The sequence below is a fragment of the Streptomyces sp. YS-3 genome, from assembly GCF_045257485.1.
Taxonomy (GTDB): domain Bacteria; phylum Actinomycetota; class Actinomycetes; order Streptomycetales; family Streptomycetaceae; genus Streptomyces.
Genome location: NZ_JBJHPC010000166.1, coordinates 1 through 12,703 on the forward strand (window position 1 = coordinate 1; position 12,703 = coordinate 12,703).

The 12,703-nt window shown below is 67.6% G+C and carries 13 protein-coding genes and 2 pseudogenes; 6 read left to right on the plus strand and 9 right to left on the minus strand.

Annotation, left to right across the window (positions count from 1 at the left end):
• Positions 1-327 precede the first annotated feature (327 nt).
• Both ACJA3G_RS16090 and ACJA3G_RS16095 read left to right on the plus strand, forming a co-directional pair.
• Positions 328-846 carry a hypothetical protein gene (locus ACJA3G_RS16090; protein WP_406553668.1) on the plus strand — a complete coding sequence of 173 codons (519 nt, stop codon included), beginning with the start codon at positions 328-330 and terminating at the stop codon, positions 844-846.
• Positions 847-883: 37 nt separating this feature from the next.
• Positions 884-1,648 carry a DUF6461 domain-containing protein gene (locus tag ACJA3G_RS16095; protein WP_406553669.1) on the plus strand — a complete coding sequence of 255 codons (765 nt, stop codon included), beginning with the start codon at positions 884-886 and terminating at the stop codon, positions 1,646-1,648.
• Positions 1,649-2,636: 988 nt separating this feature from the next.
• Here the strand turns inward: ACJA3G_RS16095 and ACJA3G_RS16100 are convergent.
• The 3 genes from ACJA3G_RS16100 to ACJA3G_RS16110 all read right to left on the minus strand — a co-directional run bounded on the left by ACJA3G_RS16100 (position 2,637) and on the right by ACJA3G_RS16110 (position 5,014).
• A complete protein-coding gene (locus tag ACJA3G_RS16100; RefSeq protein WP_406553670.1) occupies positions 2,637-3,020 on the minus strand; it encodes an RlpA-like double-psi beta-barrel domain-containing protein in 384 nt (127 codons plus the stop codon).
• Positions 3,021-3,399: 379 nt separating this feature from the next.
• Positions 3,400-3,867 (minus strand): ATP-binding protein, encoded by a 468-nt coding sequence (locus ACJA3G_RS16105; protein WP_406553677.1) that lies wholly within the window; start codon positions 3,865-3,867, stop codon positions 3,400-3,402.
• Between the two features lie 250 nt (positions 3,868-4,117).
• The gene (locus tag ACJA3G_RS16110; protein ID WP_406553671.1) at positions 4,118-5,014 is read right to left on the minus strand and encodes a darcynin family protein; all 897 of its coding nucleotides are present in this window, start codon (positions 5,012-5,014) and stop codon (positions 4,118-4,120) included.
• 199 nt (positions 5,015-5,213) lie between these two features.
• On the opposite strand from ACJA3G_RS16110, the gene ACJA3G_RS16115 reads away from it, so the two are divergent.
• Both ACJA3G_RS16115 and ACJA3G_RS16120 read left to right on the plus strand, forming a co-directional pair.
• Positions 5,214-5,924: a TetR/AcrR family transcriptional regulator gene (locus ACJA3G_RS16115; protein WP_406553672.1), complete on the plus strand. Its 711-nt coding sequence runs from the start codon at positions 5,214-5,216 to the stop codon at positions 5,922-5,924.
• Positions 5,899-6,138: a transposase gene (locus ACJA3G_RS16120; protein ID WP_406553678.1), complete on the plus strand. Its 240-nt coding sequence runs from the start codon at positions 5,899-5,901 to the stop codon at positions 6,136-6,138. Before ACJA3G_RS16115 ends, ACJA3G_RS16120 begins: the two co-directional genes overlap by 26 nt.
• 366 nt (positions 6,139-6,504) lie before the next feature.
• Here ACJA3G_RS16120 and ACJA3G_RS16125 read toward each other — a convergent pair whose 3' ends face one another.
• Positions 6,505-6,669, minus strand: coding sequence for a winged helix-turn-helix domain-containing protein (locus ACJA3G_RS16125; RefSeq protein WP_406553679.1), 165 nt, complete (start codon positions 6,667-6,669; stop codon positions 6,505-6,507).
• A 42-nt stretch (positions 6,670-6,711) separates the two neighbouring features.
• Positions 6,712-7,947 carry an amidohydrolase family protein gene (locus ACJA3G_RS16130; protein WP_406553673.1) on the minus strand — a complete coding sequence of 412 codons (1,236 nt, stop codon included), beginning with the start codon at positions 7,945-7,947 and terminating at the stop codon, positions 6,712-6,714.
• Positions 7,948-8,042: 95 nt separating this feature from the next.
• Between ACJA3G_RS16130 and ACJA3G_RS16135 the strand changes: the two genes are divergently transcribed.
• A complete protein-coding gene (locus tag ACJA3G_RS16135; RefSeq protein WP_406553674.1) occupies positions 8,043-8,522 on the plus strand; it encodes a MarR family winged helix-turn-helix transcriptional regulator in 480 nt (159 codons plus the stop codon).
• Positions 8,523-8,803: 281 nt separating this feature from the next.
• On the opposite strand, the gene ACJA3G_RS16140 is transcribed toward ACJA3G_RS16135, so the two are convergent.
• Together ACJA3G_RS16140 and ACJA3G_RS16145 are read right to left on the minus strand one after the other, a co-directional pair.
• The gene (locus ACJA3G_RS16140; RefSeq protein WP_406553675.1) at positions 8,804-10,243 is read right to left on the minus strand and encodes an MFS transporter; all 1,440 of its coding nucleotides are present in this window, start codon (positions 10,241-10,243) and stop codon (positions 8,804-8,806) included.
• Positions 10,240-10,698: a MarR family winged helix-turn-helix transcriptional regulator gene (locus ACJA3G_RS16145; RefSeq protein WP_406553676.1), complete on the minus strand. Its 459-nt coding sequence runs from the start codon at positions 10,696-10,698 to the stop codon at positions 10,240-10,242. The genes ACJA3G_RS16140 and ACJA3G_RS16145 overlap by 4 nt, the downstream gene beginning before the upstream one ends.
• A gap of 153 nt (positions 10,699-10,851) precedes the next feature.
• On the opposite strand from ACJA3G_RS16145, the pseudogene ACJA3G_RS16150 reads away from it, so the two are divergent.
• Positions 10,852-11,172 (plus strand): annotated as a pseudogene (locus ACJA3G_RS16150) (transposase); the annotation flags it as partial.
• A 62-nt stretch (positions 11,173-11,234) separates the two neighbouring features.
• Here the strand turns inward: ACJA3G_RS16150 and ACJA3G_RS16155 are convergent.
• Both ACJA3G_RS16155 and ACJA3G_RS16160 read right to left on the minus strand, forming a co-directional pair.
• The gene (locus tag ACJA3G_RS16155) at positions 11,235-11,588 is read right to left on the minus strand and encodes a DNA/RNA non-specific endonuclease (RefSeq protein ID WP_406553680.1); all 354 of its coding nucleotides are present in this window, start codon (positions 11,586-11,588) and stop codon (positions 11,235-11,237) included.
• A 1-nt stretch (position 11,589) separates the two neighbouring features.
• Positions 11,590-12,009 (minus strand): annotated as a pseudogene (locus tag ACJA3G_RS16160) (RICIN domain-containing protein); the annotation flags it as partial.
• Positions 12,010-12,703: the final 694 nt, after the last annotated feature.

Here is a 12,703-nt window from a genome sequence, read left to right on the forward strand (position 1 = left end):
GGCGGCGGCGGCGGCTGGGACGGGGGACGAGCCGGAGGCCTACGCGCGGATAACGGCATGCACCGAATCTAGCCGCCAGAGCCGACCCTGGTTTGCTGCTTCCAACAGCGGCTCGCCGACAATGGCTTGATCGGCGAGCTGCGCCCCCTCTTCCGGACCTTCGTCGGTCCAATCGGGCGCCAAATAACCCCGGCCCCCACGTCCCCGAGCCGGGCGTACCGGCATCAACAGCATCGGTCTCAGCCGAAGCGGCTGCATCACCAGGTCGATGGCGATGTTTGTTATCGTTCAGGATGCTCGATTTGCATAGCTGAGGGAGGTCGGCGGGTGTCCGCTGTGGACTTCTGCGCCCACGTCGCCACCCGCGGCGATGTACTCGGAGCTGGCCTCGGCACTGGTCCTGTCGGCTGGGAAGCCGCTTTGGGGGAGACCTTCCTCGACGTTCCCAATGGCGGCCTGATGCGGCGGGACTATGGCCTCGTAGAAATAAACTTCTCACCGGAGAAGCCAGGGAAGCAGACAGAGATGTCCTGCTTCGGCTTCGGAGTTAAAGTTGCGCGACTGCTGTTCGACCAGTCGCCGAACACCGTGCCGCCACCGCTCACGCGGGAGTACGGGGAATTCGCACCCCGAGTCACCTTGAAGGAACTACAGGCCGCTGTCATGGCCTTGGGCCACACGATCGAACGTGACAAGGACAACACGTCACGAGACATGGACCGTTACCGCGTATCCGGATCCACTGCCCGCATTCACGTGATCGTCGACCCTGACCCGTACGGCTCAGGAGACCCTGATCCAGACGGGCCCCACGCGGGCGACGTCTGGTCCATCGACGTGTGGTGACCGGACGACGGAGACCTCGATAGCGGGGCGGCTTGTTGTGGGGCTGGCCATGCCCGGAGATACCCGGGCATGGCTGCTTTGCAACCTGCGGCTTGCACCCAAATCTGACTGGGAGAAACCATTGAGTACGGGAGACCTCTGGTGGGCACGCGAAGACGTCGTATGTCTGAGCATTACGCGAGACCGGACAGTCGCTGAGGTCCTTACCGCCTACGGAGCAAGTCAGGACGAAGCTGAGCATCTGACCCTGCAGCAGGCGCGCGATACTTTCCCTGGCGACTCTGGCGTCGTCTTGCGCGCCGGCCAAATCGAGACATGGGCATTCTGCCACGAAGCCATCGGCGAGCCCGAAGGGCACAAGGAGGCTATCCTTGCCAAACTTTCGGAGGGGACAGAGACGGTCCTGTATTTCGCCGCAAACGGTATGACGGTTGTTCATCGCCTGGTCGACGGCAGCGAAATGGAGAGGTTCGAGCCGGGCAACCCGCACACCCTCCGTGCCAGCGGCCAGAATCCCCTATGGGACTCCATTCACAGCCTCACCTCTCATCCCACGAGCGAGCAGATCGTCCGGGGGATCGAAAGCTACCTGTCCGTCCGGATCGACAGTTTCACGCTGAGTGGCCCGTTGACTACCGTTCGTCTGCGTAATGACCAACGCGTCCCGATTCACGTGCAGGACACACGCCCGACGGACCAGAACGTCACGCGCAGAGCGGGACTCGGCGGCCTGTTGGGTTCCTTCCAGCCGGATGACATCACCTGGCCCAAGAAGCAAGAGACCGATGGCAGCGAGAAATGAGAGCCGTGCAGCGAACCCCCACCAGGGCAGGGCGACAAAGTTGAGCGCGCTCGCGCCGAGTAGGCATCGGTCCACGCAGTGGCACGGAGCATCCGGCATGGGGCCTACCCGGCTAACGCTGAGCTGTTCCAAGCAGAACTGCCTGGGCGGCGGTGGTGCGTCAGAGCCCCCAGGTCTGCTCCCATACGTCTTCGCAGGAGACCTCGCTGAGGTCAGTGTACTCGACCTCGTCGCATAGGCCCGGAGCCGGAGGGGGCAGGACAAGCGGAGCAGTTTGCCTGCTACTTCACCGCTACCGCTACCGCCGCCTTCGGTTCCGACACCGGCGGTAGCGGAACGCGGGACAATGCGATGGTCGCGAAGACGTTCGGTCAGCCTGGTCTCTCGAAGCCCTCTGGGGGGTGTGCTTTACCGGAGGTACCGCGGCTGCTCCCGACCGGCGACGGCGACTGGACTGGGCAGGCGTCCCGCAGGCGGTCGAGCTGGTGCCGCAACATGGCCCGTCAGGAACCCCTTCCAGGAGCTGGCTCCAGCCGCCGAAGCGTATGCGGTGGGGAATGGCGATCAGATCACTGACCGCGCCATGCCGCCCACGGAGTTGGTCTGCGGGATGGGCCTGGCCGCGTACGTGCGAAGTGGCCGCGGGCCCGGCGTGCCGTCTGAGACGGTGCCTGCACGCTACGCGCAGCGAGAGCGCGCAGACGCACGTGGCACGCGTAGCGCGGGGCTGAAGGTCGCCCCCGGCCGATGATGCGGTTCAGAGGGGGCCGGCAACGCGTATGGGGCATTGTTCACGAGTTGCCGACGTCGTGGGTCGATGAGCGCGGGAGTGGTGGCGGTCAGGTCGTTGTTCTCGACTTCGGGAGCCCCCCACGCTAGTACCCGAAGGGCACATGTACCGGTGCAACCAGACTCTGGGGCCCCGCAGCGTAGATCGCGCTGTAAGCCTCGGCGTTAGCTGTGCCCGGGGCCGGTGGCGTGTAGCGGGTCAGCCTGCGCTGTACGACCAGGTTACGGACGCTCGTTTCATCTCCAGCGGTGCGCCGATGGCCTGGAACGCTGCCGGTGAAAGTTCCAGGTCGTTATCACCTGGGCCGCCCATGCTCTGGTCGACCACCTGTACTTTGACGGACTGCCCGGACGAGCCGACGACCGCCAATGTTCGGCCGCACGCCCCGCCCCCGGCGAACACGGCTGGGCTGACTGCCGCGACCATTTCGTTGTCGTTGCTGGCCCAGCCGCAGGCGTCGAGGTCGAAGTTCTTCCAGGTGGCGGTCCCCTGAAACGAGGTGGGAGCGCCGTGGGCCGGGAGGAGGTGGCGGATGTGTCGTCCGGCTTGCGTGGTCGTCGTGGCTTCCCGGCTCTGTGCCACGGATAAGGCCGTTGTGGGGCCCAGAAGGGCCGTCGCGGCGAGGGAGGAGGTAACTGCTCTGCGGCGCCAGCCACGCCAGAGTCGGCTCACCAGGGTGGTCCTTTCCATGCAGCCCGATAGTGAGCCCATCAAAGGCGAGCCGGCCGGCGATGCCGCGGACCGTCACCCGGGAGTGAGCGTGGCAATGCGCTGCACCGCTCAGCGTATTCACCGACGGGTGGCCCCCAGCCGTTCACCAGGTGGCGGTGATTCTTGGCAGATCCTGGCCTGGGCCCCGGCGGGCGGGACCTGTATGAGCGGCCCGTACACGCGGCTGTGCGGGCGCTCTGGCGCGCCGTTGGGGAGCCCGTCGTATTCAGGGCGGGGTGGCGGCAGCCGCTCAGTGGCCCCCCTGCGGTCCGAGGAGCGCCGCGGCCGGGAGCGGCTCCCGCCGTCGGCGGAGTGGATCGTCCAGCATGGTCGGTCCGGCCGGCGTGGTCAGGAGGGCTGTCGGCCGGGGGTCTTCGCCGGGGTCGTCGGCCAGTTCGATGACTGCGGTGATGGGTTTGCCGACCGGTTGGCGGTGCACGCAGAAGGTCTGGGACACGGCCATGGCGATTTCCAGGCCGTCCTGGCCGATGCGTTGCGGGTCGGCTGCCTGGATGGAGGGGAGTGTGGTGCTGCTGTCCCACACGCTGATCTGAACGGCGCCGTCACAGATTTCCAGGTCCAGCAGGCTCGGGCCGGGCGCGTATTTGCGGGCATTGGTGACCAGCTCGCTCGCCACCAACTGCCGGATGCCCATCGCCCGGGCTGACACCGGCAGGCCGTGCACGGCCTGCACGGAGGTAAGGAAGTCGCGGGCCATGTCGCGGGCCTCGGCGATCTGCGCACTGCCCTCGAACACGGCGCCGGCCCTGACCGGAAGGTCGACAAGCGGCTCCTGGCCCTCGCTTGGGGCAGCAGTATCCACGGACCCGCCTCACTTCCGAAGCGCCGAGCAGTGCCTATCCCGCCTACCCATGGAGCATCACAGCACGCGTAAACCTACGCGATCCGTTTCCAGAAATCTGCTGCGGGTATTGCCACCTGGGCGGTCGCAACCGGTGCGACGGCGATCAGCGTCCCGACCAGGACGCGCACCAAACGTTGTTTGAGCATCCAACTCTCCTGTGGGGGCCCTCTCGACCCGGGGGAAGACCGCGTTGCTGTCTCCGCCGCCCCAGGTATCCCGCAGGGTGTCGGACGTTGTGCGTTTCTCCTGCTGCGGCGGTTGCGGTCAATCCTGAGAGGGATGTCCGCCTCGGACTGTGACACTGGCGCCCCGGATGTGACCCGCATCTCACCGTTGCGACACACGACTGTGAATGGACGCAGGGCCCGGGGCGCCAGCGGCGGGTGTCCTGGAAGGCCCACGGCGGGGTGGGCCGCGCCGGGCTCGGGCGTGCTGCCCGGCGGTGATCGCCGGGCAGCACGCGCAGGGGCCTACGGTTCGTCGTCCCAGCCGAACTCGGTTCTCGGCGGTCATGAGCTTCCTGACTTCCGAGCCGCCGGGCACGGTCAGCGGGGACACCAACCCCGACGGCACCGCATCGTCTGGTTCGGTCTCCAGCGCGCCCAGCATGGCCGCTGCCCATTCGTTGTGTGCCTCGCCTGTGCGGCGCCGTGCGGAGTCGCCGGGCCGCGTCGGCGCGCGTGCGCTCGTACTCCTGGAAGCCGTCCTGGACCCCGAGGAAGATCTCGCTAAAGGCCAGGTAGCCCTGGCTGATCAGCGGTGAGTCGCGCAGTTCCTCGATGAGGAAGTAGTAGGCGCGCAGGTCTTCTGTCTCCAGCACGGCGAAGTCGGTCATACGGGTGTGGAACGCCTCGGCGTCGAAGAACCGGGCCGTGACGCGGTCCGCGTACGCGGTGAAGACCGGCTCGATGTGCGCGGTACGCATCTGATTGCGCTCGGCGCGGGACAGCGCCAGCCAGCGCGGCGTGACGGCATAGGTCAAGACGATGCCGTACTTCATGAGACCCCCGATCCATGTGAGGCTCTGCCAGGGTGGCGGACGTCACCGACAGCCGCTTTGCCTGGAGTTGAGCCCCGACAAACACTTGCTAACACCGTTTACTTGCGGGCAAGCTAAAGTTATAGGTGTTCACTTTGTCAACCGGGGTCAGCTCTGCAGCATCACTCCCCACTCCTCCCGTACGCCGCGAAAGGCCACCGTGACCAGCCCAGCCAGCCCCAGGCGCCGTCACCGGCCCCGCGAGCACGCACTCGACGAAATCCAGCGCACCGCGCGGCAGCTGCTCGTCGAGCAGGGGACGGCAGCCGTCACCCTGCGGGCCATCGCCCGCCAGATGGGTATGACGGCGCCCGGCCTCTACCGCTACTACGCCAGCCACCACGAGCTGATCCAGGCACTGACCTCCCGCCTCTACGACGAACTGGCCACCACCCTGGCCACCGCGCGCGATGAGCACCCCGCCTCGGAGCCGGGGCAGCGGATGAGGGCGGTCTGCCGGGAGCTGCGTCACTGGGCTCTCATGCATCCCCGCGAGTTCGGCCTGCTGTTCGCGAAGCCGCTCACGGACGCCGACACCGCACCCGGCAACGCCTCCCACGACCCCGGCTGGCGCTTCGGCGGCGTCATCCTGGAGCTGATGGTGCAGCTGTGGCACCGCGGCGGCATTCGGCCGCCCGCGAACCTCGACGGCGAGTGGATCGCCCAACTCGAAGAGGTGCGCGAGCACTTGGAAGGCGAAGACGTCCCGCTGGAGGTCATCTACGTCTTCGTCGCCTGCTGGGCCCGGCTCTTCGGCGCGGTCGCCGTCGAAGCCTTCGGTCACCTCAACTTCGCCTTGACCAACCCCGAGCCCCTCTTCGAGCACACCCTCCAAGACATTCTGACTGACCTGGGCGACCCCACGGGATGAACCGCCGACCTGGCCGGCGTGCCGGGCGGCCAAGGCCCCCGATGACCGGGGGTTTGCCACCAAAGGTGAGCTGGCCAAAGCCACGGTCCGCCGCTGCCTGGCGTCCGGCCTCCCGGCAGCCTGGGTGACCGCAGACGAGGCATACGGACAGGACTGGTCCTTCCGTCGGTGGGTGTGGCGGGTGGAGGGTGAGTCCGGTGTCGGTGAGGAATGACCACGGGAGTTGTGGGTTGGTGTTGATGCGGTGGATGCCTTGTTCGGTGGCATCCGCGACGTCCGCGAGGTGGTCGCCGACAAGGTTGGCGAGTTCACGTTTCTTGAGCGATGACCACAGCAGTTCCACCGGGTTGAGCTCGGGCGCGTAGGCGGGTAGCCGATCGAGGGTGAGCCAGTCCTGTTAGGCGACCTACGCCCGCTTCGCCCGGCTTCAGTGGGCAGACAAGCCGTCCCGGACCAGCACCACTCGCTCACCCGGCATGCCGCAGGAGCGGGGTCCGTCCTCGGGGCGCGTAGGTGCGGCGGCTCTGCGGGAGCAGGGAAACTCCTGATTCGTCGAGGGCGACGGTCCAGGCACGTATGTTCACTGCCCTTTTTTGATGCGCGGCCACTTGTGCGCGACCCAGCAGGCGATCTCGGAGTCGTCCCGCTCGACCGCCCGCCGCTCGGGCCGCTGGAGACTCCATCCGAGCCTGCCGGTCAGCAGCCGCCACACTGACGCCCTCGACAGCGGGACGGGAACGGACAGAGCCCGGCCCTGCGCGGCCGGGCTCCCTGGATCTGACGGTGCTCAGGCAGCGAGACGAGTGCCGCGGCGCCACACCGCGCGAGTGTTGAGGGTGTCGGTGATGGTGGTGGTGGGGTCGCCGTCAACCAGGAGCAGGTCGGCGCGCAGGCCCTCGGCGATCCGGCCGCGGTCGGAGAGATGGAAACGGCGGGCGGTCGTGGCAGTGCCGGCGCGCAAGGCAGCCGACGGGGTCAGACCGGCTTGGACGAGGTACTGCAGTTCCTGGTGGACACTGGCGCCGTGGGCGAGGCCGCCCAGGAACGGCAACGGTTGGGAAGCGTCGGTGCCCGCCAGCAGGTCCACCCCGGCGTCGGCGAGGGCCCTGATGCTGTCGAGGACATCCTGGAGCTTGCCCTGGGGGTAGTGTCCGAAGCAGGAGCGCAAGGTGACGTCCCAGTCGGCGTCCAAGCGGGAGGCCACCCGCGGGTCGTCTGCCAGGTCACTGCCGGTGATGCCCATCATGGAGGCGTTCAGCACGGTGCAAGGCACGACGAACATACCCGCCTCCTTGATCAGCGTGACGATCTCGTCGGTGGGGGGATCGACGAACAGGTGGACAAGGCCGTCGACCCCCGCTTCGATCGCCATGCGGGTGGCGTCGATGGTCAGTGCATGGGCAACGGTCAGCGCGCCGTGCTTCTTCGCCGCGGCGACGCCGGCGTTCAAAGTGGCCTGGTCGAGCATGGGCAGGCCCGGGTGCCCCTCGACGCTGCCGTCGTCGATCATGAACTTGATGTAGTCCGAGCCACGCGCGATCAGCTGCGGGATGGAGGCCGCCGCGGCCTCGGGGCTGGTGGCGTCAGGGCGGTAGGGCGGCTCGCCCCGAAGCCCGCCTCTCGGGCCGCCTCCGGTGGGCTTGCCCGGGTGGAACCCCTCGGGGAACAGCTCGCTGGGGTGGCCGCCGGGCGGGGTCAGAGCGAAGCCGGAGGAACGCACGTCGGCGACGGAGTCGTCCTCGCTGATCACGCCGCGCCGGTCGCGGGTGTTGACGCCCTGCATCTCCAGCTCGGTGGTGACGCCGAACTTCAGGGCCAGCGCGAGGGAGTTGCGATCGGTGTGGACGTGAGCGTCGATCAGGCCCGGCAGCAGCGTCGCCCCGGCCCCCTCGACGATTTCGGCCCCGGCCGGGGGCCGGCCGCCGACCTGGACGATCCTGCCGCCTTGGATGACGACGGTGGTGACGCCTAGCGGCTTCTCACCGTCGAAGACCTGCGCGCCGGTGATGGCGGTGGTGCTCATGGTCGTGCCTCGCTTCTGGTGGACTAAGTCAATCGATACCTTAAGTCATATACATATGAAGGTGCATGTCAATTGGTTGTGTGTAGATTTGGAGCGTGAACAGCCAAGGTCCGCCTGTGCCCGCCGACGATGACTCGCTGCTCGACAACGTGGGGCCTGCGCTGTCCCGGCTGCGTCGGCGGGTCGGCTCCGGGCGCGGGGACCTGACCCGAAACATCGTCCTGAACGTCGTCGGCGACGCAGCGGGCCGGATCACGGTAGGCGGCGTTGCCGAGAAGATGGGCGTCGCCCAGCCTGTCGCGAGCCGTGCCATCGCCGCGTGCATAGCGGAGGGCTTGCTTCGCCGCGTCGCCTCCCAACAGGACGGACGCAGTAGCCTGCTGGAACTCACCGACGCGGGAGAGTCGGCGCGCAGAGGTTACGCCGCTGAGCAGCGTCGCGCCTTTGAGGACATCACCGCGCACTGGGACAGTGCGGACCGCATGCAGTTCGCGCGCTTCCTCACCCGCTACGCCCAGGACGCGAGCGCCTGGACAGCCCGCGGCGGGTCGAACGGCAGCGGGTCGGAAGACTGAGCCGACCGCTCATCGACGGTCGGGGGCGCCCCTCGACCGCGCGAGCCGCCGTGCCAGCGAATTAGACCCGAGGTGACCTGGCCGTCATCGGTCGCGGTCGGCCACTCCTCCAGGCTGCCCGTCTCGCCACCACGCCGGCGATTCCGACTGGCCTGCGAACAACGTTGGTGGGCAGGACAACAAGCCCCGAAAGCGCGTGGGGCGCGGCTCTCGACACGCCGCGTATGTCTTCTCGGCGCCGACCAGGGCGACGGGCCGCCGCCCTTCCGGCGAGCTGGTCATCAGCTTGTCCGGCCCTGGCTCGGCTCGCTGGCCGTGGCTGCGGTGGGGTTGATCTCGGGCGGGCGTTGGCGGGCGAGAGCGGTGGCGGCCAGGGCGGTGACCGCCATCGCGGCGATGCCGACCAACGCTGCGGTGGTGTAGGCGTGGTCGTTGGGGAAGAGATGACCGGTGTCGGTGGCCAGGACCAGGCCGCCTATCGCGCTGCCCAGGGAGTACCCGACGCTGCGGACGACGTAGTTGAAGCTCATCGCGCTTGACGTCTCGCTCTTGGGTGTGACGGCCAGGATGACGCCGGGCATGGCGGCTGAGAAGCTGCCGACGCCGAAGCCCAGCACGCCCATCTCGACGAGCAGTTCGGCCAGGTTCGACCGGGCCACGGCGAAGAGAACGAACCCGCCCCCGACGATGACGGCGCTGCCGGCCAGGAGCACGGGTGCGTCGATCAGCGTCCGTACCCGGGACGTGAGTCTGCCGGCGACGAACCCCAGCACCGAGAACGGGACGAGGACCAGCCCGGCGACGAAGGTGGTCAGCCCGAAGCCGTAGCCGGCGCCGTGGGGCGTCTGCGCGTACCGCGTGATGAGCGTGAGCAGGAGGTACATGCCGCTCCCGCCGACGAACATGGCGATGTTCGCTCCGGCGACGGCCGGGTGCCGTACCGCCCGGACATCAACCAGGGGCGTCTTGCTGCGCAGCTCGGAGGCGGTCCAGAGGCACAGCAGGAGCACGGCGACGACGGCGAGGAGCACCGCCACGGCGAGGTGACGGCTCCACAGGCTCCGCTGGCCGGCCAGGAACAGGACGAGGAACAGTCCACCCGCGAGGACGAGCGCGCCCGTAACGGTCACGTGAGCGGAGCGGCCTTCGGGAGCCGCGGGTATGGAACGCCACGCGGTCAGGAAAGCGGCAGCGGTGACGAACAGACCGAAGCTGTAGGCAGCCCGTACGCCGCCGACCTCGGCGAGCAGTGCGGTGAGTGGGTAGCCGACACCGGCGCCGATGATCGAGACCACCGAGATCAGGGCGATCGTCGCCGTGCTGCGCTCCTCGGGAAGATGGTCCCGGGCCACGCCCATCATCAGCGCCGTCAGACCAAGCCCGACGCCTTGGGCCGCCCTGCCGATGAGCAGCCCCGCGAACGGCAGCGGCAGCACGGTCAGCGCACTGCCGACGACGACGATCGCCAGTGTGGCGAGGATCGTGGCCCGTCGGTGCGGGCCGGCTCCGAGCCGGCCGAGGACGGGTGTGGCGACGGCGCCGCTCAGCAGTGCGACGGTCAGCGTCCACTGTGCGCTGTCGAGTGAGACGTGGAACGTGGTCGCCACACTGGTGATCAGCGGCGTCCCGAGGCTGGCGACCGCCGCCACGACCAGGGCGATGAACAGCAGGGCGGGGACCAGGAGCCGTGCCTCGCAGTGCTCCGGGGTGCGCCCGCTCACGGCTTCGGCCCTTCGCGGTCCTGGCTTTCGAGCTCTGCCAGGTGCGCCAGCGCCGGAAGCGCCGCCACCAAGGCGTCGACCTCGTCGTCGGCGAGTTCATCGATCAGCCGCGCGAACGCATCGACGCCCGCCTGGCGCCGCGTCTGAACGTACGATGCGCCGGCCTCGGTCAGACACACCAGCGTGACCCGCCTGTCGGACGGGTCGCCCCTCCGCTCGACCAGTCCGGACTCCTCCATGACCCGGACCAGCACGGTCATCGCGGGCTGGGTGACACCCTCGCTCACGGCGAGATCGGTGATGCGTCGCGGGCCGGTCCTGTGCAGGGTGGCGAGGGTGGCGGCGGACGTGATGCTCATGTCGCGCGGAAGGCGTCGCACAGCGCTGGTGGCCAGCCCGTAGAGGGCGGACCCGATCGCAGTGGAAGCGCCAGGAGTGGCGTCTTGACGGCTCATGCGTGGAGCATACAACATTTATATGAATGCTTTATGTATCTCTTTCCCTGAACGCCGTTTCCCCAGCCCCGCACCCGGCGCACTGGGCGCCGGTCGCTGTCGGCGCCATGGGGGAGGCCGTGCGCCGGCGCCCTGGCAAGACCGTGCCGAGGCACCGGTGGTGACATGGATGTCTTCGGCAGTTCGGGCCGTCTCGCCGGGGTCGCTGGACTCGCTCCGGTCCCGCGGGACTCGGGACATGTCAGCGGCAACATGCGGAGACCGCACCGCTACCACCGCCGGCTCCTGCGCGTCTTCTATCTCTCCGCCCAGTTCGCTGCCCGCTTCTGCCCCACCTCGAAGAACTTCTACGACCGCAAGCGAGCCGAGGGCAAGAGCCACAAGCAGGCGATCCTCGCCCTCGCCCGCCGCCGCCTCGACGTCCTCTGGGCCCTGATACGCGACCACCGCACCTTCACCACAGAGGCCCCGGCGCACGATAGGCACCGGCGTAGTCAGCCCACGCCACCAGACCGCTTGACAAACATGATTGGGGATCAGTTTCCGAGGTTGAGCAGCCCTATGTTCCCCTTGGCGTTGGTGACGCCGGTGAGGGGCAGCACACTCTGTGTTCCGTCTGCCCGCTGCACCGCGGCGCTCATGGTGACGTCCGTGGGGATCGTACTGGCATCATCCTTGTAGGGGGGCGTCACCTGGTAGTAGACCGCATCCGGATCCATGGTGGTTGTCTCAACCGCGTTGTTCACCTGCTCCTCGTAGGTCCGCATGCTGGGTGTTCCGGTGTTCATCCCCACCTGCCAGCAGGGGACGAGGTTGTCCTGGCCGCCGTCCCGTACCTGCCCTTTCCCGCCGAGGATGTAGGCGATCAGGTGACACCGGGCGAGCCCGATGAACCTTTACGTAGCCATCCGCGCTGTCGGCCAGCCGCCACTGCTGGTTGGTGGCGTTCTGGTCGGCCCATTGGACGATCGGGCCGCCGTTGGCGGTGGACCAGTTGTGGACGTCCAGCACCTTGCCGGAGTGGCGGGACTTGATGCGGTAGTAGCCGCCTCCGGAGTCGACGAACTGCCACTGCTGTTGGTTCTGATCGTTCCTGGTCCACTGGGTGATGCGGGCGCCATCGTTGGTCGCCAGTTTGTAGACGTCCAGGGCCTTGCCGCTGTTGTGGTTGAGCAGCACATACGAGGCGTTGGGATCTACGGTCGCCGCTCCGGCCGACTGGGCGCCGAGGAAGGTAGCTACGAGCAGTAAGGGCGCGAGGATGGCGAGTAAGCGTCTTGGGCGGACCGGGGACGGGTGGCGGAACCACATCACAGGGCCTCCTTTGGGGGCGGGGGTGAGGTGACCCGATGCATGCGCCGCGGAGCGGACGTGCCGAGGGACAGAGGCACTCTCGAATGTTTCGAAGGATTCTCCGGATGCTTCGACGCCATAAGCTAGGAACGCGGGGCCCTTTGGTCAAGGCCGACCGCCGATCTGTCCATAAAACAGCGCATCCCCTCTGGGCCTGACAAGCTGTCGCGCCGACCGCAACAACGCGGGGAATCTGCGGATACAGCTCGTCAGTCCAAGGCGGCATCCGCCGACGGCGACGCCGAGGGTTCGCTTTCCGGCTCATCGGGAGTTCGAAATATTTCGAGTGAGTAGCCGAAACTTCTTCTGTGAAGAGTATTGACGATCCATCGTCAACACCTCAATCATCCCAGTCTGAGAAACGGACCGTAGTTCGAGGTTTCGAACCACGTCAGCCCTGAAGTCTGTGCTGCACGGCAGATCCACGCACAGCTGCACAACAGATCAGCGCACCGAAGCACCTGCACCACCCGTTTCGTTCCGGTGAGGTTCGCACCAGCGCATCCTGGCTCTTCGCGCAGTTGGAGAGGTACGCGACGCCGCGTGGCGGCCCCCCGGCTGAGCCGCGATGGAGTACCCGCATGCCTGTGAAACACCGCCGCCGTCTGCCGTCTGCCGTCTGCCGTCTGCCGTCTGCCGTCTGCCGTCTGCC

Coding starts and splice junctions, on each gene's coding strand:
- ACJA3G_RS16105 (WP_406553677.1), bottom strand. CDS start 3,867: ATGGCCCGCGACTTCCTTACCTCCGTGCAGGCCGTGCACGGCCTGCCG.
- ACJA3G_RS16110 (WP_406553671.1), bottom strand. CDS start 5,014: ATGAAGTACGGCATCGTCTTGACCTATGCCGTCACGCCGCGCTGGCTG.
- ACJA3G_RS16130 (WP_406553673.1), bottom strand. CDS start 7,947: ATGAGCACCACCGCCATCACCGGCGCGCAGGTCTTCGACGGTGAGAAG.
- ACJA3G_RS16145 (WP_406553676.1), bottom strand. CDS start 10,698: ATGAGCCGTCAAGACGCCACTCCTGGCGCTTCCACTGCGATCGGGTCC.